At 70.5% G+C, this 21,397-nt stretch carries 21 protein-coding genes and 1 pseudogene; 18 read left to right on the forward strand and 4 right to left on the reverse strand.

Annotated features, from left to right (window positions below; all coding sequences use genetic code 11):
- Both AC08OU_RS10270 and AC08OU_RS10275 read right to left on the reverse strand, forming a co-directional pair.
- Positions 1–207 (reverse strand): annotated as a pseudogene (locus AC08OU_RS10270) (M23 family metallopeptidase); the annotation flags it as partial.
- Entirely contained in the window at positions 204–761 is a 558-nt protein-coding gene (locus AC08OU_RS10275) for a hypothetical protein (RefSeq protein WP_476604774.1), read from the reverse strand. The pseudogene AC08OU_RS10270 and the gene AC08OU_RS10275, both read right to left, overlap by 4 nt.
- A gap of 470 nt (positions 762–1,231) precedes the next feature.
- On the opposite strand from AC08OU_RS10275, the gene rpsB reads away from it, so the two are divergent.
- The 14 genes from rpsB (at position 1,232) to AC08OU_RS10345 (ending at position 16,370) form a co-directional block, all read left to right on the forward strand.
- A complete protein-coding gene (gene rpsB / locus AC08OU_RS10280) occupies positions 1,232–2,101 on the forward strand; it encodes a 30S ribosomal protein S2 (RefSeq protein ID WP_462202906.1) in 870 nt (289 codons plus the stop codon).
- A 240-nt stretch (positions 2,102–2,341) separates the two neighbouring features.
- Positions 2,342–2,956 (forward strand): translation elongation factor Ts, encoded by a 615-nt coding sequence (tsf, locus tag AC08OU_RS10285; protein ID WP_476599130.1) that lies wholly within the window; start codon positions 2,342–2,344, stop codon positions 2,954–2,956.
- Between the two features lie 349 nt (positions 2,957–3,305).
- Complete coding sequence (gene frr / locus AC08OU_RS10290) at positions 3,306–3,863, forward strand: ribosome recycling factor (RefSeq protein ID WP_462185789.1); 558 nt, start codon at positions 3,306–3,308, stop codon at positions 3,861–3,863.
- 279 nt (positions 3,864–4,142) lie between these two features.
- On the forward strand, positions 4,143–4,964 hold the full coding sequence (locus AC08OU_RS10295) for a phosphatidate cytidylyltransferase (protein ID WP_462202907.1): 822 nt from the start codon (positions 4,143–4,145) through the stop codon (positions 4,962–4,964).
- Positions 4,965–5,065: 101 nt separating this feature from the next.
- Complete coding sequence (gene rlmN / locus AC08OU_RS10300; protein ID WP_476599132.1) at positions 5,066–6,331, forward strand: dual-specificity RNA methyltransferase RlmN; 1,266 nt, start codon at positions 5,066–5,068, stop codon at positions 6,329–6,331.
- Positions 6,318–7,655, forward strand: a complete 1,338-nt coding sequence (locus tag AC08OU_RS10305; RefSeq protein ID WP_476599134.1) for a CE1 family esterase — start codon at positions 6,318–6,320, stop codon at positions 7,653–7,655. The genes rlmN and AC08OU_RS10305 overlap by 14 nt, the downstream gene beginning before the upstream one ends.
- Positions 7,656–7,833: 178 nt before the next feature.
- Entirely contained in the window at positions 7,834–9,069 is a 1,236-nt protein-coding gene (gene dxr, locus AC08OU_RS10310; RefSeq protein WP_476599136.1) for a 1-deoxy-D-xylulose-5-phosphate reductoisomerase, read from the forward strand.
- 31 nt (positions 9,070–9,100) lie between these two features.
- On the forward strand, positions 9,101–10,285 hold the full coding sequence (locus AC08OU_RS10315; RefSeq protein ID WP_476599138.1) for a M50 family metallopeptidase: 1,185 nt from the start codon (positions 9,101–9,103) through the stop codon (positions 10,283–10,285).
- 109 nt (positions 10,286–10,394) lie between these two features.
- On the forward strand, positions 10,395–11,549 hold the full coding sequence (gene ispG, locus AC08OU_RS10320; protein WP_476599139.1) for a flavodoxin-dependent (E)-4-hydroxy-3-methylbut-2-enyl-diphosphate synthase: 1,155 nt from the start codon (positions 10,395–10,397) through the stop codon (positions 11,547–11,549).
- Between the two features lie 13 nt (positions 11,550–11,562).
- Positions 11,563–12,414: a GNAT family N-acetyltransferase gene (locus AC08OU_RS10325; protein WP_476599141.1), complete on the forward strand. Its 852-nt coding sequence runs from the start codon at positions 11,563–11,565 to the stop codon at positions 12,412–12,414.
- Between the two features lie 254 nt (positions 12,415–12,668).
- On the forward strand, positions 12,669–13,742 hold the full coding sequence (locus AC08OU_RS10330; RefSeq protein ID WP_476599143.1) for an ABC transporter substrate-binding protein: 1,074 nt from the start codon (positions 12,669–12,671) through the stop codon (positions 13,740–13,742).
- Between the two features lie 164 nt (positions 13,743–13,906).
- Positions 13,907–14,686, forward strand: coding sequence for an ABC transporter ATP-binding protein (locus AC08OU_RS10335; RefSeq protein ID WP_476592384.1), 780 nt, complete (start codon positions 13,907–13,909; stop codon positions 14,684–14,686).
- Positions 14,676–15,743: an ABC transporter permease gene (locus AC08OU_RS10340; RefSeq protein ID WP_462202911.1), complete on the forward strand. Its 1,068-nt coding sequence runs from the start codon at positions 14,676–14,678 to the stop codon at positions 15,741–15,743. The genes AC08OU_RS10335 and AC08OU_RS10340 overlap by 11 nt, the downstream gene beginning before the upstream one ends.
- A 171-nt stretch (positions 15,744–15,914) precedes the next feature.
- Positions 15,915–16,370, forward strand: coding sequence for an RrF2 family transcriptional regulator (locus tag AC08OU_RS10345; RefSeq protein WP_476599145.1), 456 nt, complete (start codon positions 15,915–15,917; stop codon positions 16,368–16,370).
- Positions 16,371–16,419: 49 nt separating this feature from the next.
- On the opposite strand, the gene AC08OU_RS10350 is transcribed toward AC08OU_RS10345, so the two are convergent.
- Positions 16,420–16,944, reverse strand: coding sequence for a DUF4439 domain-containing protein (locus AC08OU_RS10350; RefSeq protein WP_476599147.1), 525 nt, complete (start codon positions 16,942–16,944; stop codon positions 16,420–16,422).
- Positions 16,941–17,573: a hypothetical protein gene (locus tag AC08OU_RS10355; RefSeq protein WP_476604775.1), complete on the reverse strand. Its 633-nt coding sequence runs from the start codon at positions 17,571–17,573 to the stop codon at positions 16,941–16,943. Before AC08OU_RS10355 ends, AC08OU_RS10350 begins: the two co-directional genes overlap by 4 nt.
- Positions 17,574–17,896: 323 nt before the next feature.
- Here AC08OU_RS10355 and rimP point away from each other — a divergent pair, with 323 nt between their 5' ends.
- The 4 genes from rimP to AC08OU_RS10375 form a co-directional block, all read left to right on the forward strand.
- Positions 17,897–18,673: a ribosome maturation factor RimP gene (gene rimP / locus AC08OU_RS10360; protein ID WP_476604776.1), complete on the forward strand. Its 777-nt coding sequence runs from the start codon at positions 17,897–17,899 to the stop codon at positions 18,671–18,673.
- Positions 18,670–19,767 (forward strand): transcription termination factor NusA, encoded by a 1,098-nt coding sequence (gene nusA, locus AC08OU_RS10365; protein WP_462185774.1) that lies wholly within the window; start codon positions 18,670–18,672, stop codon positions 19,765–19,767. The genes rimP and nusA overlap by 4 nt, the downstream gene beginning before the upstream one ends.
- A gap of 7 nt (positions 19,768–19,774) precedes the next feature.
- Positions 19,775–20,044, forward strand: coding sequence for a YlxR family protein (locus AC08OU_RS10370; protein WP_476599153.1), 270 nt, complete (start codon positions 19,775–19,777; stop codon positions 20,042–20,044).
- A 294-nt stretch (positions 20,045–20,338) separates the two neighbouring features.
- On the forward strand, positions 20,339–21,397 hold a 1,059-nt coding region (locus tag AC08OU_RS10375), incomplete at its 3' end, for a translation initiation factor IF-2 N-terminal domain-containing protein (protein WP_476604777.1).

Below are 21,397 nucleotides of genomic sequence, written 5' to 3' on the forward strand. Positions count from 1 at the left end.
GCGATGACCCGGTCCGTAGGGCGAAAGCGGGCGTTCGAAACCGCGGCTCACCGTGACGGCCCCCGACAACGGCCATCGCAGAGCCCGGACCCTGCCGCCGTGGGCCGGCGGTGCCGCGGAGTTCTCCGGTCTGACGTCGCCGGGTGGCGGGTCCGGGTGCTCGTCCCCTTCTCCGCCGCCCGGCGGGCCGGCGGCCGGCGGGGTCACGGCCGGCCGCGTTCGTTCCCCGGCTCGGCGGTCCGCCGGCCGGGGAGATCGTGAGGCGGAGGGAGGCCGGACGGTGGGAGTCGCCGGTCGTCGAGGTGACGAGGTTGCCTTCGGCGAGGGGCGCGAGGCGAGGGGGCCGGATGCGCCGCCGGCGTCGACCGCGCTGTGGACGGAGCAGGTGTCGTCGAGGGTTCCGCCGACGTGCCGGGGGTGAGCCTGAGAGGAGGTGGGACCGGGGTCCTCACCACGGCCCGAACCTGGCTGACCCCCAGGGCCTGCTCGATGACGTCGTGGCGGGGCGCGGTACCGAACCCGTCACCGGGGCCGAGCCCACCGGCGGAGTCGGTCGCACCGGACGGGGCGGACCGCCCGGGCTCGGACAAGGGCTCGGACAAGGCGGTGGTGCTCCGTTGCGGATCACGTGCGGCCAGGACGAGGCGTGGCCCGTCGGCGTGCGGCTTGATCGGCATCGTAGTGGGCCGTCCCAGGGCGATCAGGATGGCGACCGCCGGGATGACGAGCCAGAGCGGGTCGAAGCGTGGCAAAGGGGGCATGACGGTGACACCTCCGGGTCCGGGGGAGGCGCGGCGGCCGGACCCGGTCCAGGTCCGCTCGTCCGGCCGCCGCTGTGCCGATCCGAGGGGGGGAGCGGACCGGCCTCGTCCACGGTGCGGCGTTTTGATGCCGTTGGGTAGACCGGCCGTGTGATCTGTGGATAACTCCCGCCGCATGCTGTCGGTGCCCGCGCTCTGTGGACATCGCCGGCCGGTCCGTTGATCCGATCCGATGTGGTCGCCCGATGGATCCTCGTACCCGGCAGGTATCATCGCTCGCAGGGTCCGTCCACCGGGCCCAGTTCGCACGCCCACTTCCGATGATCCGGATCGGATCATCGGAAGGGTCTCCTCGGTCCGCCGCACAGCGACGGCCACGACCAATCGGGCGTCAGGGGCTGCCGTCGTCAGATGGCGCCGTCACAACCGAGGCGTCCCGGCCCAGGCCGGGCGGGAAGGAGCGACGTCCGATGGCCGTCGTCACCATGAAGCAGCTGCTGGAGAGCGGTGTGCACTTCGGGCACCAGACCAAGCGCTGGAATCCGAAGATGAAGCGGTACATCTTCACCGAACGTAACGGCATTTACATCATCGACCTGCAGCAGACGCTGTCCTACATCGACCGCGCCTACGACTTCGTCAAGGAGACCGTGGCGCACGGTGGGACGGTCCTGTTCATCGGGACGAAGAAGCAGGCCCAGGAGGCAATCGAGGAACATGCGGCCCGGGTCGGGATGCCGTACGTCAAGGAGCGGTGGCTCGGTGGCATGCTGACCAACTTCTCCACGGTCTACAAGCGTCTTCAGCGGCTCAAGGAGCTCGAGGAGATCGAGGTGACCGGCGGCACCGAGGTGCGCACGAAGAAGGAACAGCTCGTGCTGACCCGGGAGAAGGTCAAGCTCGAGCGCACCCTCGGCGGTATCCGCGACATGAGCCGGGTGCCGAGCGCGGTGTGGGTCGTCGACACGAAGAAGGAGCACATCGCCGTCGGTGAGGCCCGCAAGCTCGGCATTCCCGTCGTGGCGATTCTCGACACGAACTGCGACCCGGACGAGGTCGATTATCCGATCCCCGGCAACGACGACGCGATCCGCAGCGCTGCGCTGCTCACCCGGGTGGTCGCCGATGCGGTCGCGGACGGTCTGATGGCCCGTGCGGGCGCCTCGAGCTCTGCCGATGCCAAGCCCGAGCAGTCTGCGGGTGAGGAGCCGCTCGCCGAGTGGGAGCAGGCACTGCTGCGTGGTGAGGCACCTGTCGAGGCCCCGGGTGCGGTGGAGCCGGCGACGGCGGGGCCCGCGGACGGGACACGACCGGACGCCGCGGTCGGCACCACGGTCTGACCCGCTACCGCGTCTCATTCGCCCGCGGTGATGGCGATCGACCAGCGGTGACATCGTGTGAGGAGGACGGTGGTTCCCCGAGCCGGGTCGGGGACCACCGCTCCCGAATGTCAGGCCTGGTTCCGGTGGTCGGACCCGGGCCGCTCGGGTGGGCGCTCCCGCGACGCCCGAAGGGCACCGCGGGGCCGGGACCGGTAGAACTACGACAGCATCCAGACCCACACCGACGAGAAGAGCACCATGGCAGAGATTTCAGTCGCTGACATCCGGAAGCTCCGGGAGCTCACCGGCGCTGGGATGGGCGACGTCAAGAAGGCGCTGGTCGACAACGCCGGGGACTTCGAGAAGGCCAAGTCCTGGCTGCGGGAGAAGGGCAAGGCACAGGTCGCCAAGCGTGCGGCACGCAGCGCCGCCAACGGCCTGGTCGAGTCCTACCTGCACCGGACCGACCCGCAGCTCCCGCCTACCCTCGGCGTGCTCGTCGAGCTTCGCTGCGAGACGGACTTCGTGGCCAAGACCGAGGACTTCAAGCAACTCGCCCGCGATCTCGCGCAGCACATCGCCGCGGCGGACCCGCTGTATGTCACCGCCGAGCAGATCCCGAACGAGGTCCTCGAGGCGGAGCGAAAGATCTACGAGGCCGCGGCCCGCGAGGAGGGCAAGCCCGAGCAGGCGATCGCGAAGATTGTTGAAGGACGTGTCAACGGGTATGTGAAGAGTAGCGTGCTGCTTGACCAGCCATGGGTGAAGGACGGCAAGGTGACCATCCGAGCTCTGCTTGACCAGGCCGGCGCGTCGCTGGGTGAGAAGATCGAGGTCGGTCGGTTCTCCCGGTTCAACATCCGCCAGGCCTGAGCGTCGTCGGATCGCCGGCTCCCTGATCGGGCGGCCGGCGGCTCCGAGGCTTCTCGGTGGGTGCGGTGGTCCGGCACGCCACCGGGATCGGGATGGCCACGCCTCGAGATGACAAGGTGATGCTTCCCGGCCCGGTCGGCGTGCCGTGTCGGCCCAGGTCAGCGGGGACGCCGTGGTAAGGCACACTGCATGCGGCGGCTGTGCGATCTCGGTCAGGCGAATCCGGGACCGGGCGGGACGGCTTCGCCCCTGGGACGACGAACTCGGCTGCGCTCGGCCGAACTGCGATGATAACAGGACCGGCGCCCGGTGGACGCCGGCGGACCAGGAACAGACGGAAGGAAATGCGGTGATCGACGACACGCTTCTCGAGGCCGAGGAGAAGATGGAGAAGGCGGTCTCGGTCGCCAAGGAGGACTTCGCGAACATCCGCACGGGGCGTATCACTCCCGCGGTCTTCTCCAAGATCCTGGTGGATTACTACGGCGCTCCGACACCGGTGCAGCAGCTCGCGTCGTTCCACATCCCGGAGCCGCGTATGGTGATCATCACGCCTTACGACAAGTCGTCTCTGGGGGCGATCGAGAAGGCTGTGCGCGATTCCGATCTCGGGGTCAACCCGAGCAACGACGGCACCATCATCCGGTGTGTTTTTCCGGAGCTGTCCGAGCAACGGCGTCGCGATCTTGTCAAGGTAGCTCGGACCAAGGCAGAGGAAGCCCGGGTGAGCATCCGCAACGTCCGACGTCACGCCAAGGACACGATCGATCGGATCGTGCGGGACGGCGATGCCGGCGAGGACGAGGGCCGGCGGGGTGAGAAGGATCTCGACGAGGCAACCCACCGATACGTCGGGCAGGTGGATGAACTTCTTCGGCTCAAGGAATCGGATCTTCTCTCGGTTTGATCATTCCTGCGTCCGTTCTCGATGCCGGCCGCCTGCTCCGATGTTCGATTCCCATGGTCTCGGAATCGTCTGGACGGTCCCCGGATCCGCGCATGACGCGTGCGCGATGCGGCGGTCGCTGCCCACGGCCGGGCGGCCATGACGACTGTCGACGGCCGCGCGGTGGCTGAGTCCGGGCCGTCCGGGTCATCCGCGCCGCCGGGATCCTCGCATGGGCCCGGTAATCCGCTTGAGTCCGGTAATCCCCGCGGGCCCGGTAATCACGGTCGGCCCGCCGGGATGGTGCCCCGGCCCTCACGTGCCGGCCGCAACCTGCCGGCCGCCATCGGTGTCGGCATCCTTCTCGGTGCCGTCATCCTCGTTCCGCTGTTCACCCTGCGGGTAATCTTTGTCGGGGTGATCAGTGTCGCGATGGCCCTGGGCACCCACGAGGTGGTCCGCGCGATCCGACTGACGCAGGTACGGGTTCCCCTGCTTCCCCTGGTTGCCGGGGCGGCGGCCATGCCGGTCGTCGCGTACGTCGATGGGACCACCGGCCTGCTGCTGACTCTCGCCGGCACCATCGGCGTGGCGGCGCTGGTCCGTGCTTTCGGGCCGTCCACGGGTCTGCTCCGCGACGTCGCCGGCGCCGCCTTCGTGGCCGGCTACATCGGCTTTCCGGCTGGCTTCGCCGCGCTGCTCACCGAACCCTCCGATGGTCGCTGGCGAGTCGTCGCCTTTCTGGGAACGGTGGTGGCCAGCGACGTCGGTGGTTACACGGCCGGTGTCCTCTCCGGCGGTCGGCACAAGATGGCCCCTACCGTCTCCCCGGGGAAGTCGTGGGAGGGATTCGTCGGTTCGGCGGTGACCTGTGTGATCGTCGCCGGGATCGTGCTGGCCTGGCCGCTGGGGGCCGAGGCCTGGCAGGGCGTTCTGCTCGGGCTGGCGGTCGCGTGTACCGCGACGATCGGCGACCTGGGTGAGTCCCTGCTCAAGCGCGACATCGGCATCAAGGACATGAGCAGTCTGCTGCCCGGCCATGGTGGCCTGATGGACCGCTTGGACTCGTTGTTGTGCACCGCCCCGGTCGCCTGGCTTCTGATCACTTCCTTCCTGAACTGATCGGAACCGGGTTCAGCCGACCGGTCTCGCCTCTCGTGGGTCCCTTCGGACAGATCCGTGCATTCGTCTCGGTCGCGGTCACCTGGCAGACTGGATCCGCGATGACTGCCACGACCGCCGAATCCGGACGTCCGGACCAGCCCTCACCTGCCGAGGCGGGCTGGCCCGTGCGGCTGACGCTCACCCGGCGAGCGGGCCGAGTGCCGCGCCACCTCGCCGACCTGACCCGTCAGGAACGACGTGACGTCGCGGTGTCGCTGGGGCAGCCGGCCTTCCGCGCCGATCAGGTGGCCCGGCACTATTATGCCCGGTTGATCGCCGCCGATGAGCCCGAGGCGATGACCGACCTGCCGGAGCGGGACCGTCAGCCGCTCCTCGACGCCCTGCTGCCGAGGCTGCTCGTCCCGGTGCGGACGCTGAGCTGCGATGACGGTCTGACCCGCAAGACGGCGTGGCGGACCGTGGACGGCGCATCTCTCGAGTCTGTGATCATGAGATATCCGGATCGCGCGACGGTCTGTGTGTCGAGCCAGGCGGGCTGCGGCATGGGCTGCCCGTTCTGCGCCACCGGTCAGGGCGGGCTGACCCGCAACCTGTCGACCGCGGAGATCGTCGAACAGGTCGTGCACGCCGCCCGGGTTCTTCAGCGCCGTGAGCTCGCGGGCGGCGCGACCAGGTTGTCGAACGTGGTCTTCATGGGGATGGGCGAGCCGCTGGCGAACTACGCCGCGGTGATTGTCGCGCTACGCCGCCTCACCGCTCACCCCCCCGACGGGCTGGGCCTGTCGGCGCGCGGCCTGACGGTCAGCACTGTCGGCCTCGTTCCGGCGATCCGTCGCCTCGCCGGAGAGGGCCTGCCGGTGACTCTGGCGGTGTCCCTGCACGCCCCGGACGACGTTCTGCGGAACGAACTCGTCCCCATCAACACCCGTTGGCCGGTGGCCGAGGTGCTCGCGGCCGCCTGGGAGTACGCCGAGGTGACCGGCAGACGGGTAAGCGTCGAGTACGCGCTGATCGATGGGGTCAACGATGACGTGGAACGCGCCGACGCCCTCGCGGACCTGCTCGTAGGCCGGCTCGCGCATGTGAACCTCATTCCGTTGAATCCAACCGGTGGATCCTCATGGCGCGCCAGCGTCCCGGCCGGCCAGCGCGCGTTCGCCCGCCGGCTCCGTGACCGCGGCATCGTGACGACGGTGCGCGACACCCGGGGCCGGGAGATCGTGGCAGCCTGCGGACAGCTTGCGGCCGAGCCGGCCGGGAAGCCGGAGCGGACGGACCAGCCGGAGCAGGTCGGATCCGACCGTCCCGCCGAGTTCGGTGGCGCGGGGAGCGCAACGTCTGACGGTGACCGTGTCCTTCGGTAGTCCGACGAGCCGACGCCGGGGGGCCTCCCGCCCGGATATCCGGGCGACGAACACCGTATGGCTGCCGATCACGGCCGCTGCCGGGGTGTTGCTGCTGCTCCTGTGGTACGCGATGTCCCAGGAGCCGGGGCCGGCGAAGACCTCGGCGACCCAGGCCGCTCTCGGGGCGTCCGGCGGCCGTGCCGCCGGTGCCGCCGTGGCGTCGGCCATACCGTTGCCCACGGTCCCACCACCCCCCGAGAGCGGCTGCGTCACCGGGAAGACCCTGCCGTCCGGGATCGGTACCCGCACGCTGCGGGTGGGAGGAACCGAGCGCGGCTACGTCCTCGCCGTACCGACCGCGGGTCCTCGGGTCAGGCCACTACCGCTGATCTTCAATTTCCATGATCTGAACCAGGCGCCGGAAGATCTGGAAGCGTACACGCGGCTCGCCGATCAGGGGACGAAGGCGGGCTTCGTGGTCGCCGCCCCGATCGGGATGCAGGGGCGGTGGAACTTCACCAGATCGAAGGCGGTGGGACCCGACGACGTGCTCTTCGTCGGCGCGCTGCTCAACGACCTCGTCGGTCAGATGTGCCTGGAGGCGGGACGCGTCTTCGCCGTGGGCTACGCGGACGGCGCGAACATGGTGCTCACGCTGGCCTGCGCGCTGCCGGGCCGTCTTGCGGCGGCGGTGACCGTCGGGTCGAGCGTGCTGCCCGGCTCCTGCGCCAAGCCCGCCACCAACGTCCTGGAGATCCATGGGACCTCGGACCAGATCGCGCCGTATGCCGGCGGAGGCGCTTCGCGGCCGGCCCCCTTCACCGGAGTCGTCGCTCAGCCCGTGGAGGACCGGCTCGCCCGGTACGCCTCCGCTCTGGGCTGCAGCGGAGCCCGCCAGACCTCCCGGGACACGGCTGCCTGGCAGCGCACCGTGTGGAGCAGCTGCCCAGCCGGCCATGACGTCGGGCTGTTGGCCATGCAGGGCGCGGGGCACACCTGGCCGGGGGCGCAGGCACGTCCGGCGCTGGGTCCGACCTCCGTCAGCCTGAGTGCCACCATCGTGGCGTTGACCTATTTCGGTTACACGCCTACGTCCGCGACGAGTGGCCTGCCCGGCCCTGCCGTCTCCGCCGGTCCCGCCAGCCTGGGCGTCGCCACCAGTCCGACTCCCGCGGCACCGGCGGCTGGATCCTCTGGACCCGCCGCATCCTCCGGACCCGCCACCACGTCGGCGTCGTCCGCCTCCCCGGTGCCGAACCGTCCGGGCAGCCGGCAACCGGCGCCACACCTTCTTCCTCGCCTGGCCGGGGACGAGCAGACGTCGGAGCCGTCGTCGACGTGACCGACCGGGCCGACGTGCCACCCGGATCGGGGTGGCCGATCGGGGTGGGCGGCGACCGCAAAGTCCTGCCCACCAGACCTGACGAAACGTAGTTGTCACCGGACCCATTGCGCATCTTCGGGTGGCACCTGTCATGAACCGAACAGGGCGGTGCCGAGCGGTCGGTGGGCCTGAGAGAATGGGTGACGTGGTGGAGGCTTCGATCCTGCGTGAGGTTGTCCTGCTCGGGTCCACCGGTTCGATCGGAACCCAGGCGATAGATGTCGTACGCCGCAACCCGCAGCGGTTCCGGGTGGTGGCGTTGATGGGCGGCGGGTCCCGGGTGGACCTGCTCGCCGCTCAGGCACTGGACCTCGGCGTCCAGGCCGTGGGAGTGGCGGCGGCCTCGGCCGCTCAGGACCTCCAGTTGGCCTTCTTCGCCGAGGCGCCGCGGCGGGGCTACCGTCGGGGTGAGTTCCCCGTGCCAAAGATGCTCGCCGGTCCCGACGCCGCGAGCGAGATCGCGGCGTGGCCGTGCGACATCGTCCTCAACGGCATCACCGGCTCGGTCGGGTTGGCCCCGACGCTCGCGGCGCTGGCCGCCGGCCGGACGGTGGCGTTGGCGAACAAGGAATCGCTGGTCGCCGGGGGGCCGTTGGTGCTCGACGCGCTCGGTGGCGACCCCGACCGCCTGGTGCCGGTGGATTCCGAGCACTCCGCACTGGCGCAGTGCCTGCGGGGCGGGCGACGGGACGAGGTACGCAAGCTGGTGCTGACCGCCAGCGGAGGTCCCTTCCGCGGGCGCCGCCGCGACGAGCTTGCCGCCGTTACCCCGGAGCAGGCGTTGGCCCATCCCACCTGGGACATGGGACCCCTGGTGACGATCAACTCGGCGACCCTGATGAACAAGGGGCTCGAGCTGATCGAGGCGCACCTGTTCTTCGGGGTTCCCTACGACGACATCGAGGTCGTCGTGCACCCCCAGTCGTTGGTGCACTCGATGGTCGAGTTCACCGACGGCTCGACGATCGCTCAGGTCTCCCCGCCGGACATGCGGCTGCCCATCGCGCTGGCGCTCGGCTGGCCGGACCGGGTGGCGCAGGCGCAGCCGCCGATGGACTGGTCGCGGGCGCAGGCGCTCACCTTCGAACCGCTGGACGAGGTGGCGTTCCCGGCGGTGGAGCTTGCCCGCACGGCCGGGCGGCGCGGCGGCACCGCCCCCGCGGTCTTCAACGCCGCGAACGAGGAGGCGGTGGCCGCCTTCCTCGCCGGGCGGCTGCCCTTCATCCGTATTGTCGACCTGGTGGCCGAGGTCATCGCCGAGCACGAAGTGATCGATCATCCCAGCGTGGAGGAGGTGTTCGCCACCGAACGGGCCGCGCGGGCGGCGGCCGGGCGGCTGATCCGGCGCGAGACCGAACGGGACATGGTGTGAGTCGCCCCCCCGGCGCCGAGAGGGCGGTCTGATGGAGCTTCTCGGCATTGTGGCGTTCGCACTGGCCCTGCTGGTGTCGGTCGTCGCGCACGAGGCCGGGCATTTCGTGACGGCCCGGCACTACGGTATGAAGGCCTCCAAGTTCTTCGTCGGTTTCGGGCCGACTATCTGGTCCTGGCGGCGGGGGGAGACCGAGTACGGCATCAAGGCCATTCCGGCCGGCGGTTTCGTCAAGATCGAGGGGATGACTCCGCTCGAGGAGATCGATCTGGCCGATGAACCCCGCGCCTTCCACAATGCGCGGGCGCGAGCCCGGCTCGTGGTCATGTCGGCTGGTTCTTTCGTGCATTTCGTCATCGCCATCGTGTTGGTCTACGGAGTGCTTGTCGTCCTGGGCACGACCACGATCAGCGAGTCGAGGGTCGGCGCGACGAGCTGCGTCGCCACGACCGCGACCTGTTCCGGACCGGGGCCGGCCGCGGCGGCCGGTCTGCGGCCGGGCGACCGGATCGTCAGCTTCGGCGGAGTTCCGGTCACGACTTGGGCGCAGTTCACCCGGCAGGTGCGTGCGCACGGAGCGGGGCCTGCGGTGATGGTCGTCGAACGGGACGGCCGCACCCTCACCCTCACGCCGAACCTGGTGGAGGGCAGGCGCGATCGGGAGACCGGGCAGGCGGGCGACGACCGGGTCGGCGCCTTGGGCGTCAGACCGGGAACCGAGACAGTGCACTACAACCCGATCGAAGCCGTGCCCCGCACCTTCGATGTCATCGGGTCCGGGTTCACCGGTATGTATGAGACGCTGACCCGCCGGATCGGTGATATCGCTAATATCTTCAGCGACGACCGCGACCCCCAGGGTTTCATCAGCGTGGTGGGAGCGGCGCGTATCGGCGGTGATGTGGTCTCGGCCGAGGGCAGTTCGGCCGTGGACCGGGTGCGGAATCTTCTCATTCTGGTCGCCGCGATCAATCTCGCGGTCGGAATTTTTAACCTGTTGCCCCTACTCCCGTTGGACGGCGGTCATATTGCCGTGCTGGGCTTCGAGCAGGCCCGGCATGGCCTACGCAGGCTCCGGGGTTATCGCGGTCCGGTACAGAAGGTGGATTTCGCCAAACTGTTACCAGCCACGTACGCCACGGTCGTCGTACTGCTCGGGTTCAGTCTGCTTGTCCTGTCCGCCGACATTGTCAATCCCATTCGCCTGAATCAGTAATTCCGTATGAACATGCGCGACGGTGTGCCATTCTGCCCTGCCTCCTGCAGCCGACAGGCCGAGTCAGTCGCACGTCGATCTTCGTCTCCGATTCGCCAGTGAGGACAACGTGACCGTAACTCTGGGCATGCCAACCGCTCCGGCCCGTCCGCTCGGCACGCGGCGGCACAGCCGGCAGATCCACGTGGGCAACGTCCCGGTCGGGGGTGACGCTCCGGTCTCCGTTCAGTCGATGTGCACCACGTTGACGTCAGACGTCAACGCCACGCTGCAGCAGATCGCACAGCTGACAGCGTCGGGATGCCAGATCGTCCGGGTCGCGGTGCCAAGCCAGGACGACGCTGATGCCCTCGCCGCGATCGCCCGCAAATCCCCGATCCCGGTGATTGCCGATATCCACTTCCAGCCCAAGTACGTCTTCGCCGCGATCGACGCGGGCTGCGCCGCGGTCCGGGTCAACCCCGGCAACATCAAGGCTTTTGACGACAAGGTCGGGGAGATTGCTCGCGCGGCGAAGGCCGCCGGCGTTCCGATCCGGATCGGGGTCAACGCGGGTTCGCTCGACAAGCGGCTGTTGGCGAAGTACGGCAAGGCCACGCCGGAGGCGCTGACGGAGTCGGCCCTGTGGGAATGCTCGCTGTTCGAGGAGCACGACTTCCGCGACATCAAGATCTCGGTGAAGCACCACGACCCGGTCGTCATGATCCAGGCGTACCGGCTGCTCGCCCAGGCCTGCGACTACCCGCTGCACCTCGGTGTCACCGAGGCCGGGCCGTCCTTCCAGGGCACGGTCAAGTCCGCGGTCGCCTTCGGGGCCCTGCTCGCCGAGGGAATCGGTGACACGATCAGAGTGTCGCTGTCGGCACCGCCGGTCGAGGAGGTGAAGGTCGGCACCGCGATCCTGGAGTCCCTGGGACTTCGGCAGCGTAAACTCGAGATCGTATCCTGCCCCTCCTGCGGTCGGGCTCAGGTTGACGTCTACACCCTTGCCAATCAGGTCAGCGCCGGTCTCGAGGGCATGGAGGTCCCGTTGCGCGTCGCCGTCATGGGCTGCGTCGTGAACGGGCCGGGCGAGGCCAGGGAGGCCGATCTCGGCGTCGCCTCCGGGAACGGCAAGGGTCAGATCTTCGTCCGAGGTGAGGTCGTGAAGACCGTTCCGGAGGCACAGATCGTGGAAACCCTCATTGAGGAAGCCATGCGGCTGGCCGAGGAGATGGCGGCGGACGGCACCCCGTCCGGCGAACCCTCGGTTTCCGTGGGTTAACCGGTTCGACCGGATGGGCCTACCTCTGCGGTCCGCGCCGCCCCGTCTGCTTGACGACAGGGATCTTCCGGCCGTCCGCGAGCTCTTGGCCCGCAACCCGGTCGCCGATGTGTTCGTCGCATCTCGGGTCGAGGCTGTGGGGCTCGACCCGTGGCGTCTCGGCGCCGAGATGTGGGGGCACACCGTGGATGGCTGCCTGGTCGCTCTGTGTTATTCCGGCGCCAACCTCTGGCCCGTGGCGGCAGGCCCCACCTCGGCGAGACTGTTCGCCGAGCGGGCTCGCCGGCAGGGACGGCGCTGCTCGTCCATCGTCGGCGTCTCCTCCTCGGTGACGGCGATGTGGAAGCATCTGGAGCCGACCTGGGGGCGGGCCCGGGAGGTACGGGCCGACCAGCCCCTGCTCGTGATCGACCGCCCGCCGCGGGTCGCCCCAGATCCGGCGGTGCGCCCGGTGCGCCCGGACGAGCTGGACGTCATCCTGCCGGCCTGCATCGCCATGTTCACCGAGGAGATCGGGGTGTCCCCGGTGCTCGCTGACGGCGGTGCCCTCTACCGCGCCCGCGTCGCCGAGTTCGTCGGTCAGCGGCGTTCCTTCGCCCACATCGCCGACGGCCGGGTGCTGTTCAAGGCCGAGATCGGCGCCGTCGCGGGCGACGTCTGCCAGATCCAGGGCGTCTGGGTCGACCCGGCGCTGCGTGGGCGCGGCCTTGGCGCCGCGGGAACCGCGAGTGTGGTCGCGCTGGCGCGGGCCGCCTTCGCCCCACTGGTCAGCCTGTACGTCAACGACTTCAACCATGCCGCCCGCCGGGTCTACGACCGGGTGGGCTTCCAGCGGGTCGGGACCTTCGCGTCGATCCTGTTCTGATGTTGATCTTGTCCTGAGATCGATCCCGGTCTGAGACCATCCCGGACCCGCTCCGATGGTGTCCGGGGCCTCTTTGATCCCCAGCAATGTCCGTTTTGTCGGCTGTGTGCATCTGGCCGGTCAAAGATATTGCAGAACGATGTCATCGCGATGAAGTCACATGGCCAGGATGGGCACCATCTGGCATGCTTACCATCCCGATGACTTCGATCGACATGCATGGCGCGGGCGTCAGCCTGCGTGAGGGGGTATCTATGAGACCGAGCAGACTGTGGCGTGCAGCGACGCCACTCATCGCCGCGGGGGCGCTCGTACTGGCGGTGGTGGGCTGCTCGAGTGACGACGGGGACTCCCAGACGGTCGCCTCGGACGGCCAGGTCACCGGCACCCTGCGGCTCGGGTACTTCCCGAACCTCACCCACGCGCCAGCTCTCTACGGCGTCGAGAAGGGGATCTTCGCCAAGGACCTCGGTTCTGGAGTCACGCTCAAGACGTCGACCTTCAACTCCGGCGTGCAGGAGGCGGAGGCGATTCTGTCCGGCGCCATCGATGCCGGCTATATCGGTCCCAACCCGGCGGTCAACAGCTTCATCAAGTCGCACGGGGAGGCGGTGCGGATCGTCTCCGGCGCCACCTCGGGTGGTGCGTCGCTGGTGGTCAAGCCTGAGATCACCTCCGTCGCGCAGCTCAAGGGCACCACGCTCGCCACCCCGAGCCTGGGCAACACCCAGGACGTGGCGCTGCGGTACTTCCTCAAGGAGAACGGGCTGAAGACCGACCCCCAGGGCGGGGGTGATGTCTCCATCAAGCCCCAGGACAACACCGTGACGGTGGACGCCTTCGCCAACAAGGCCATCGACGGGGCCTGGGTGCCCGAGTCGATAGCCTCCCGGCTCGTCGCCGCGGGGGGCAAGGTGCTCGTCAACGAGGCCGACGAGTGGCCGGAGACCAAGGGCCAGTTCGTCACGACGGTGCTTCTGGTGAGCACGGACTACCTGAAGAAGAACCCGGAGATCGTCCGCCGGCTCATCACGGCGAACGTGGAATCGATCAACGCGCTCAACGCCGACCGTGACGCCGGCGCGAAGGTCACCAACACGGCACTGGGCAAGCTGAGCGGCAAGCCGCTGTCCGACAAGATCCTCACCTCGGCCTGGAAGGGGCTGACCTTCACTCCGGACCCGATCGCGGCGTCCCTGTTCACCTCAGCGAAGCACCAGGAGGAGCTCGGCCTCATCGAGAACCCGAAGCTCGACGGTCTGTTCGATCTGACGGTCCTCAACGAGATCCTCGCCAAGCAGGGCAAACCGACGGTCTCCGACTCCTGACCCGCGGCACCCCCGGTAGCCGGGCCGGCTGAACCTCGGTCCGAGACCACAGGGCGACGACCAGACCGGGGTGTCGATCATCGATGCCCCGGCCTGGTCCATCCGTCCGTCCATCCGTCCGTCCATGCACACCGGCCGCATACACCGCGACGGGGGAATGAACCATGACCGCTGTACTCACCGACACCGCTGTACTCACCGACACCGCGCTGCGCATCCACCGCGTCAGCCGGGTCTTCGGATCCGGGCCCGCCAGCGTCAAGGCGCTCGACAACGTCTCCCTGGATGTCCGGGCGGGCGAGTTCGTCTGTCTCCTCGGTGCGTCCGGCTGTGGGAAATCGACCCTGCTCGCCCTGATCGCCGGTCTCGACCAGCCCTCCGTGGGCGTCGTTGACACCACCGGCCGGCGGGTCGGGATGATGTTCCAGGATTCGGCGTTGCTGCCCTGGCTGACGGCGGGCGGCAACGTGGAGGTGCCGCTGCGGCTGCGGGGGATCGGCAAGGCCGAGCGGCGGGACCGGGTCGAGAGCCTGCTCGCGATGGTCCGGCTGGCCGGCCTGTCCGCGAAGCGCCCCCATGAGCTGTCCGGCGGCATGCGCCAGCGGGTGAGCCTGGCCCGGGCCTTCGCGCAGGAGGCCGACATCCTGTGCATGGATGAGCCGTTCGGTGCGCTCGACGCGATGACCCGCGATCTGCTCCACGACGAACTCGAACGGATCTGGCGGGAGACGGGGGTCACCGTCATCTTCGTCACCCACGATGTGCGCGAGGCGGTCCGGCTCGGTGACCGCATCGTGCTGCTGTCCTCCCGGCCCGGCCGGGTCGTGGAGATCTTCGACGTCGATATCGACCGCCCCCGCCGGCTCGACTCCACCCACGTCTCGGAGCTCGCCACCGAGGTGACCGCGCGGCTACGCGAGGAGGTTGGCCGCCATGGCCACTGACGTCAGCGTCCCCAGCCGTAAGAGTGCCGGGCTCGGCGAGGCCGGCGAGCCCCTCGACGTCGACGTGGCCCTCGCCGGCCTCGACGCGCTGGACATCCCGACCGCGCAACGGCGGCCGTTCGCGGCCCGCGCCTGGGCGGCCACCTGGCCGAAGCTCGGCGCTCTGCTCCTGTTCCTGCTGTTCTGGCAGATCGTCGTCTGGAGCGGCTGGAAGCCCAGCTATGTGCTGCCCGGGCCGGGCGAGGCGCTGGGCGAGTTCGTCGACCAGCTGGGCAGCGGACACTTCTGGGACGCTCTGGCCCGCACCCTGGTCCGGGCCCTGGAGGGATACGCCCTCGCCGTGCTCATCGGCACCGTGGTCGGGATCGCGGTGTCCCGCTTCGGGGTCCTGCGTACCGCGGTGGGATCGTTCATCACCGCGGTGCAGACGATGCCCTCGATCGTCTGGTTCCCGCTCGCCGTCCTGCTGTTCAAGCTCAGCGAGTCCGCGATCATGTTCGTGGTGGTGCTCGGGGCGGCGCCGTCGGTGGCCAACGGCGTCATCTACGGCGTGGACTACGTGCCGCCTCTACTGGTCCAGGTCGGCCGCAGCATGGGCGCGCGTGGCCTGTCCCTCTACCGGTACATCGTGGTACCGGCGGCCCTGCCCTCGGTGCTCGCGGGCCTGAAGCAGGGCTGGGCGTTCGCCTGGCGCAGCCTGATGGCCGGCGAGTTGCTGGTCATCGTTCCGGGGCATCCGTCCGTCGGGGCCGACCTGCAGAATGCCCGCGAACTGCTCGACACGGTCGGGGTACTGGCCTCGATGATCACGATCTTCGTGGTCGGGGTGCTCATCGATGCCGGATTCAACGCGGTGGACCAGCGGATGCGGCAGCGCCGTGGGCTGGTTGCGGAGGGTACGACGGCGGTCCGGGCGGCTCGGCGTCGCCGGGGCGGCAGCGCCGGCGGGTCCGCCGCGGCCGGTACAAAGGAGGTGGCGGCGGTCGGAGCCGCCACCACGGCCACCTCCTCCGCCGACGGCGGCACGGACGCCCCCCATCCCGAGAGGGCTGGCTGAGGAAGTCCCCGATTCCCCGGCCGGCAGGTTCGTTGGCTGGCAGGTTCGTTGGCCGGCAGGCTCGTTCGACCGAGCCGGCGGCGGGAACAGCGCCCGTTGGCGCGGGGCCGCGCCTCGCCCGCTGCCGACCCGGCCCACCCATTCGGCGAGGACCGGCGGCAGAATGGATGCATGCAGATCTCCGCTCGCGCCGACTACGCATTGCGCGCACTCCTGACGTTGGCCGCGAGCAACGGTCGGCTCGTCAAGGGCGAGGCGCTTGCCGCGGCGCAGGATCTGCCGCTGCGCTTCCTCGAGAACATCCTCACCGATCTACGCCGGGCGGGGCTGGTCCAGAGCCGCCGGGGCGCGGACGGGGGATACCAGCTGAGCCTTCCTCCCGCCCGGATCACCATCGCCACGGTGATCCGGGCGACCGACGGTCCGCTCGCCAGCGTGCGAGGCCGGCGTCCCGAGGACACGAACTACGACGGCGCGGCCAAGAACCTGCAGGATGTGTGGATCGCGGTTCGGGTGAACCTGCGGCGGGTGCTGGAGGCCGTGACCCTCGCTGACGTGGCGAGTGGTCAGCTTCCGGACATCGTGACCACCCTCGGCGGCGACCCCGACGCGTGGGTCACCCGCTGACGGGAGCGGCCCGCTTCCTGGAGCGGGCCCGGCCTCCCCGGACGCCAGGTCACGTCCCCGGTAGCGCGCGGCTCGCGGCCGCCAGCGGCATGCCGGCCGCGATGCGGGCCCGCTGCGCGCGTACGGCGGTGCCGGTCAGCGCGTCCAGGGCCAGCGCACGGACGTCCCCGACGAGCACGGTGACGGCGTCGTGGGCCGCCATGGCGCAGGCGTCCTCGATCCTGGCCAGGAGGGCCAGTGCCGCCCCGATTCCCTCCGGTGCGACGGGGAGTCGATAGGCGGGCAGTGCCGGTGGCGCCTCCCCGCCGCGGGCCCGGATCGCGGTGATGAGGTCGTCGCGCAGCGCCTGGTGCGCCAGATAGCTCAGTCGTGCGAGCTCACGCGCCTGCGCCGCGGCCGGGCCGAGCGGCGCGAGGGCACCTCCCGCCGCCGCGGCGGCGTAGACGGCGGCATGCGTGGCCGTGAGCATCGTGACCAGCGCCGCGACACCCGCGGGATCCGGGTGGTCGGTTGCGGCGGTCGATTCCGTGGGGGTCGCCGACGCCGGATCGCCCGGTGGTGTGCCGGCGGTCATCCGGACACCCGGCTCGCAGAGATGGCCAGCAGCTCCGCATGCGCGGTCCCGGCGGCGCACATGCTCGCCAGCAGGGACGCGAGCGGACCGCCCGCGCGCAGGCAGTCGGTGCGGGCCGCGTTCGTCGCCGCACCCTCCATCCCGGTCAGGGAGGCGATGGTGGCGGCGCGGGCCGTGGGTGACTCGTCGACGAGCTGCGCCGTTCCCGCCGTCCCGGCGCCGTCGCGCCCGATCGTCCGGGTCGGCATGGCTGCCTGGGCCGGGGTGGCTGCCTGGGCCGGCGTGGTCGGTGCGGAGCCCGGGAACTGTTCGGCCAAGGTCCGGAGCTGGACTTCGTGATGGGCCCGCAGCGTGTCGAACAGGGGACGCAGGGACGGGTGGCGCTCGGCCGCCGTCCGGTATGCCGCGGCCAGCGCGGTCGCCCGGACGGCGGCGGCCCTCGCCGCCCGGCGGTCGTCGCCGCCCAGGCCCACTGCGGGACCGGTCCGGTTCGTCGCGACCGTGGTGCTGCACCCGGCGGCCTCGAATCCGGTAAATCCGGTGAGGGTGAGGCCGGTCAGCCCGGCGAGGACCCGTCGTCGGGAGGCGTGGGTGAGGTTCGCCGGATCCACCGTCGCAGCTTCGCACATCCCCTGCTGTCGTCCGGACCGCCGTGTGGTCCGCGCGGCCTGATCCGGTTACCCCCGGGTCGCGACGGACTCCGGTCGGGGCGGACGTAGGCTATGGATCTCACCCGGGATGCCGTTCGCCCCTGTGACGGCCCAGCCCGGCGGGACCGTCGGCGGTCGGTCCTCGTTGTTCGACGGTGCCGCAGGTCGGGTCGACGAGGGTCGCACGGCTTGATGGCGCCGGCCGAACCTGGGTATCGCCCCCCGGGGGGATGACAATGTGGCGGCCGGCCTACGGCGTGGGGAGCGGCGTCGTGGGTCCGGCGGATGATCAGGCATCGCGGATGCGGGAAGGGACGGTCGAAGTGGCAGGGGCGGGGGAGGCCGGCCGCGCGCGCGACCGGAGCCCATCCGGATCGGCCCGCGGGCGCGGCGGCGTTCGGACGGCGCTGCGGGCTCGGCTGGCGGCCGGCCTCGCCGACGCGGGTTTCGATCTCGAGGATGTGACGGTGGCACGGGCCGGATCGCGCAGCGTGGTGCGGGTGGTGGTGGACCGCGACGGCGGAGTCGACCTGGACGCGGCCGCGGACGCCAGCCGGCTCGCCTCCGAGCTGCTCGACGCCGCCGAGACCGACGGCCAGGGCCTGGTCGCCGGGCCTTATGTTCTCGAGGTCACCTCACCGGGCGTCGAACGGCCGCTGACCGAGCCTCGGCACTGGCGCCGCGCGATCGGCAGGCTTGTCACGGTACGTGATCGAGACGGCATCGTCCTCGCCGGGCGTGTCCTCTCCGCCGACGAATCGGGGGCGGACCTGGCGGTGGCGACGGATCCCGCGCGACCCGGACGCCCCCCGCGCCGGCGGCTTGCGCGGGTGACCTTCGCACAGGTGGCCCGGGCTACTGTCGAGGTCGAGTTCTCGGCCGAGGCGTATGATGATCTTTCTGTCGAGTCGGTGGAGACGCCGTCTTCGTCCGCCGCGTTGGTGGAACCCGGCGAGACAGCCGATCTCGGGTCTGGGGAGCCGGGCGACGATCTTCCGGCGGCGCCGGGGAGGGAATCCAATGACGACGGCCGGGAGGCCGGCCCCCGGGGCGCGGCCGGTAAGGAGATGACCCGGTGAAGCTCGACGTGGCCGCGCTGCGCGGAATCGAGCGGGAGAAGGACATTGCCTTTGACACCTTGGTGCAGGCGATGGAGACGGCACTGCTGACGGCCTATCACCACACGGCCGGGTCCGCGCAGGACGCCCGGGTGGTGATCGACCGGACGACCGGAGATGTCTCCGTCCTCGCCCGGGAACGGGGTCCGGACGGCACCAGCCGGGAGTACGACGACACCCCGGCGGACTTCGGGCGGATCGCGACTATGACCGCTAAACAGGTGATCATGCAGCGGCTGCGCGAGGCCCAGCAGGAGGTCACCTACGGCCAGTACGCTGACCGGGAGCACGAGATCGTCTCCGGTGTGGTGCAACATCACGAACAGCGGGCCGGCTCCAGGGTCGTGCTCGTCAATCTCGGCACCGTCGAGGGTGTCCTGCCGCCGGCCGAGCAGGTTCCCGGCGAGCGGCTCGAGCACGGTGACCGGATCAAGTGTTATGTGGTGCACGTCGCGCGGGGGCAGCACGGACCCACGGTGACGTTGTCCCGCACCCATCCCGAGCTGGTGAAGGGGCTGTTCCGGCTGGAGGTGCCCGAGGTCGCCGACGGCACCGTGGAACTCGCCGCGATCGCCCGCGAGGCTGGGCATCGCAGCAAGATAGCGGTGCGGTCCCGGGTGGCCGGGGTCAACCCCAAGGGCGCGTGCATCGGGCCGATGGGCAGCCGGGTGCGTGCCGTCATGGCCGAGCTGCGGGGCGAGAAGATCGACATCGTCGACTGGTCGGCCGACCCGGCAACCTTTGTCGGGAGCGCGCTGTCCCCGGCCCGGGTGGCCCGGGTCGAGGTGACGGACCCGGCGAGCCGCTCGGCGCGGGTGGTGGTGCCCGATTACCAGCTGTCGTTGGCCATCGGTCGCGAGGGGCAGAACGCCCGGCTCGCCGCCCGGCTGACGGGGTGGCGCATCGACATCCACTCTGACACCGAGGACTCCGGCGAGGGCGGTGGGAGCGGATCCGAACGGGGCTCCGCTGGTGCGCCTCGACGATCGGGACCAGCTGCGGTACCGCGGCGATCGCCTGCCGCGGGTGGCCATTCTCGGGGCCGAGCGGGATAGACTTGCGATGGCGCGTCGTGCGGAGCCCGTTCGTACCTGTGTCGGATGTCGAAGCCGTGCGCCGAGTTCTGACCTACTGCGTATCGTTGTAGAAGGCGGCGAGCTTCTGCCGGATGCTCGTCGTCGGATGCGCGGTCGGGGTGCGTACGTGCATCCCGATCTTGCATGCCTCGATCTCGCGGAGCGTCGCAAGGCGTTCCCACGGGCATTGCGGGTGTCGGGCTCGCTCGGATCGAAGCAGGTCAGGCTGTATCTGGAGCGGCTTTGCCCGCGGTAGCCGGTCCCTCCGGGGCCGGTCCGCCGTAGTCGCGCCAGGCACAGGGAGATATCAGGCACAGGAGATACCAGGTAAAGATGGATGGAACGGGCGGACCGCGGCAGCGGGCCGGCCGGGTCAGACGGAGTGGGTACCCGCGCCAGCGGCACCCCCTCCCACAGGCGGCGCCAACAGACGTCGACAGGGAAGCAGGTCGAGACAGCGATGACCGCTCAATGAGCACCCAGCCATGATCACGACCAGCAGGTAACGAGGTCACGCGGGCACGGACCGCGGGCCGAACGAAGGAGCACCGTGGCAGGAAAGGCCCGCGTACACGAGCTCGCCAAGGAGCTTGGTGTCGACAGTAAGACCGTGCTCGCCAAGCTCAAGGATCTCGGTGAGTTCGTGAAGTCCGCTTCGTCCACTGTCGAGGCACCCGTCGTCCGCAAGTTGAAGGAAGCGTTCCCCGCCGACGGCGCACCCACCTCCCCGGGCCGGACCACCGGCCGTCCGGGACCGCCGGGCAGCGGTGCCCGTCCGACCTCGCCGCCCCGTCCTGGTCTGGCGCCGCGGCCCGGTCCGCGTCCGGTTCCCGGGCGGCCTGGTCCCGCCGGCCGGCCTGGTCCAGTGACCCCGGCGCCGTCGCCCGCGTCCCCGCCGGTGCAGGCTTCCCCGGTGGAGGCCTCGCCGACGTCTGCACCCGCCGCTCCCCGTCCGGCCGCGGCCTCCGCCGTACCCGCGCCGCCGCTGCCGTCCGCCCCTTCCGGGCCGCGACCCGGGCCGAGCGCTCCGCGTTCCGGTGCACCGCAGGGCGGTGGCCGCCCGCGTCCCGGCACCCCGGTTCCTCCCTCGGGTCCCACCGCTGGCGGTCCCACCCCCGGCGGCCCCCGGCCTGGCCCGCGCCCCGGACCCCGGCCGGCTGCGCCCGGTAACAACCCCTACACGACGCCGTCCGCCGGGCCCCGTCCATCCGCTGGGCCGCGCCCGTCCGCTGGGCCGCGCCCGTCGGCCGGTCAGTCGGGTCCGCCGTCGGCGTCCACTCCCCGGCCCAGCGCCCCGCGGCCGGGCACCCCCAGGCCAGGCACCCCCAGGCCAGGCACCCCCCGGCCGGGTGGACCGCGACCCGGTGGCGCCGGCGCCGGTGGTCCACGGCCCACTCCCGGCGGGATGCCGCCACGCCCCGGTGGCCCACGGTCCGGAGCGGGGGGTGGCATGCCGCCCCGCCCAGGTGGCACCGGGGGGCCGCGCCCCAACGCGAACATGTTCCAGCCTCGACCCGCCGGTGGCCCTCCCGGGCGCCCGGGAGGTGGGGGCGCTCCTGGTCGTCCCGGTGGCGGCGGTCCGCGTCCCGGCGGATTCGCCGGGCGGGGT

Source organism: Frankia sp. CcMO1, assembly GCF_977945845.1.